General features: G+C 63.5%; 3 protein-coding genes. 2 read left to right on the top strand and 1 reads right to left on the bottom strand.

The genetic code is table 11. The features are described from left to right. The first annotated feature begins 107 nt into the window (after positions 1–107). Positions 108–914, top strand: coding sequence for an extensin family protein (locus tag EOA36_RS33040; RefSeq protein WP_127280967.1), 807 nt, complete (start codon positions 108–110; stop codon positions 912–914). Positions 915–1,216: 302 nt separating this feature from the next. Continuing rightward, entirely contained in the window at positions 1,217–1,924 is a 708-nt protein-coding gene (locus EOA36_RS33045) for an LssY C-terminal domain-containing protein (protein WP_127280968.1), read from the top strand. Positions 1,925–1,931: 7 nt separating this feature from the next. Here the strand turns inward: EOA36_RS33045 and EOA36_RS33050 are convergent. Further along, positions 1,932–2,603, bottom strand: a 672-nt coding sequence (locus tag EOA36_RS33050) for an NAD(P)-dependent alcohol dehydrogenase (protein WP_145969443.1), incomplete at its 5' end; no start/stop codon positions are given.

The following is a 2,603-nucleotide window of genomic DNA, read 5'->3' on the forward strand; positions in this document are numbered from 1 at the left end:
TTACAGGCTCGCTGCCGCATTTCAGCCGCAGGCGTGAACGCGGGCGCTGAGTTTTCCTTTACCCTTGATCGTTAAAATGCCGGATATCCAGAAGTAGGATTCCGCCAATGGCCGGCAAATTTCGCGCCGTGTTTCTCCCCATCGCGCGCCAACCGAGATCTACGGCGCTACTGATCACAGGTCTTGCATTAGCCGCGGTTTCGGCCTGCAACACTGGCAGCGTGCTGTCGTTGCAGCCCGCCGTCGATGTCGGCTCGCAGACCGCGGCCGTGCCGCAATATACGGGCATGCAGAGGCTTGTCCCGTCCAATCCCTACATGACACAGGCCGCCTATCCACGCATGGATGAACCGATGTCGCCGGTGGAGCAGATGCCGGCCAGCGAAACCGATTGCCGCCAGCAGCTGAAGCGCCTCGATGTCGCCTACACCGACCTGGCGCCGATCCACGAAGGCCAGTGCGGCATCGACTATCCGGTCAACGTCACTGCCATCGGCAGCATCCAGATGAAACCGGCCGCAACGCTGACCTGCGACATGGCCGCCACCTTCGCCGCCTGGACGAAGAACGAACTCGTTCCCTCCGCCCGCTGGCGCTATTTCTCCGGCGTCAGGACCATCCACCAGGGCTCGAGCTATTCCTGCCGCAACATTGCCGGTGAGGGCGTGCTGTCCGAGCACGGCAAGGGCAACGCGCTCGACGTCATGAGCATCGAACTCAACAATGGCGATGACATCGACGTGCGCAAGCCCGGCCTGTTCGCCTTCCGCACCCGGGGCTTCCTCAACAATGTGCGCGCCGACGGCTGCCAGTATTTCACCACCGTGCTCGGCCCCGGCTACAATTACGACCACCGCAACCATTTCCACTTCGACATCAAGAACCGCAAGAGCGGTTATCGCGCCTGCCGGTAGAGCACCGCAATCAAGGACGATGGAATTTAGCCGGAGCCGGTACTTCGTCATCCTAGGGTGGAGCAGTCGCGAAGCGACGTCGCGGAGACCCTAGGATCCATGCCGTGACCCCTGAGCAGGTGCGACGGTGAGATGCTATCAGAAGAACGTGTGTCCACTCTCAGGCAGTTCCGCTATTCTGAACCGCTGTATTCTTCGGCCGTTGTCGTGGCATGGATCCTAGGGTCTGCGCTGCGTCGCTTCGCTCCTTGCTCCGCCCTAGGATGACGAAGGCATGGTGGCAGCAACGAGACAGTGAGTAGATGATCCACGGAAGCCTTCCACGACGCGTAACGATCTGGCTGGTGGCAGGTCTGGCCGCCTATGTGGCGCTCGCCTATGTCGGCGCGCCGGAATTCTGGACATTCCGCGATCGCGGCTTTCGCAACCAGCGCTTCGAGATGGTCACCCACACGCCGCAAGGCATTCCCGGCGACCCGATCAATGTCGGCCTGGTCGGTACGGAGAAGGAGTTGGTGCACGCTTTCGCCGTCGCCGGCTGGGACACCGCCGACGCCGTCACCTTGAGGACCGCCATCGATATCGGCGAGAGTGTCCTGTTTTCCCGCCCCTATCCCGATGCCCCGGTGAGCCGCCTGCTGTTCGAGGGCCGCGCCCAGGAACTCGCTTTCGAAAAGCCGGTCGGCGACAGTGCCGACCGGCGCCACCACATCCGTTTTTGGCGGACGGATACGGTCGGCGACGATGGCAGGCCGCTCTGGCTGGGCGCCGCCAGCTTCGATCGCGGTGTCGGCTTGAGCCACGACACGGGCGCCATCACCCATCATATCGGTCCCGACATCGATGCCGAACGCGACTTTGTGATCGGCGATCTCAATGCCGCCGGCCTGTTGTCCTCGACCAGCGACCTGGCGGGCATCGGCGCCACCAAAACCGGCCGCAACGGTGGCGGCGACCCCTATTTCACCGATGGCAGGGCGATCGTCGGCGTGCTGAAGCAGTTGCGGTGATCACAGGTCAGGCCGTGGCGATGACGATCTTGCCGAACGGCCCCTTCTCCAGATGCTCGAAGGCCCGCGGCACCTCGTCGAAACCAAAGACCTTGTCGATGACCGGCTTGATCGCCAGCGCCTCGATCGCCTCGTTCATCCGTTCGAAGGCGCGGCGATGGCCGATCGAAATGCCTTGCACGACAATACGATTGCGCAGGAAGGGCACGATGGGAAAGCTGAGTTCCATGCTGCCCAGCAGGCCGATGATCGACAGCCGCCCATCGGCGGCCAACGCGTCGAGCGATCGCCGCGCATTGTCGCCGCCGACCATTTCGAGGATATGGTTGACGCCGGCGCCACCCGTCAACTCACGCGCCACCTCGTCCCATGCCGGTTTGGCGCGATAGTTGATCACCTGCCAGGCGCCGAGCGTCTTTGCCCGCTCGAGCTTGCCGTCGCTGCTTGACGTGACGATGGCGCGCAGGCCGAAGGCGTGGGCGAATTGCAGCGCAAACAGGGAGACACCGCCGGTGCCCTGAATCAGGACGGTCTGGCCGGGCACCGGTCGTGTCGCCTCGGCCATGGCGAACCAGGCTGTCAGCGCCGCGATCGGCAGCGTCGAGGCCTCCGCGTCGCTGAGCGACGGCGGCGCCAGCACGGCGGCGTCCTCATGCAGGATCAGATAGTCGCTCAACGT

The sequence above is a fragment of the Mesorhizobium sp. M8A.F.Ca.ET.021.01.1.1 genome (assembly GCF_003998025.1).
In the GTDB taxonomy this organism is placed as follows: domain Bacteria; phylum Pseudomonadota; class Alphaproteobacteria; order Rhizobiales; family Rhizobiaceae; genus Mesorhizobium.

Coding starts and splice junctions, on each gene's coding strand:
- EOA36_RS33040 (WP_127280967.1), top strand. CDS start 108: ATGGCCGGCAAATTTCGCGCCGTGTTTCTCCCCATCGCGCGCCAACCG.
- EOA36_RS33045 (WP_127280968.1), top strand. CDS start 1,217: ATGATCCACGGAAGCCTTCCACGACGCGTAACGATCTGGCTGGTGGCA.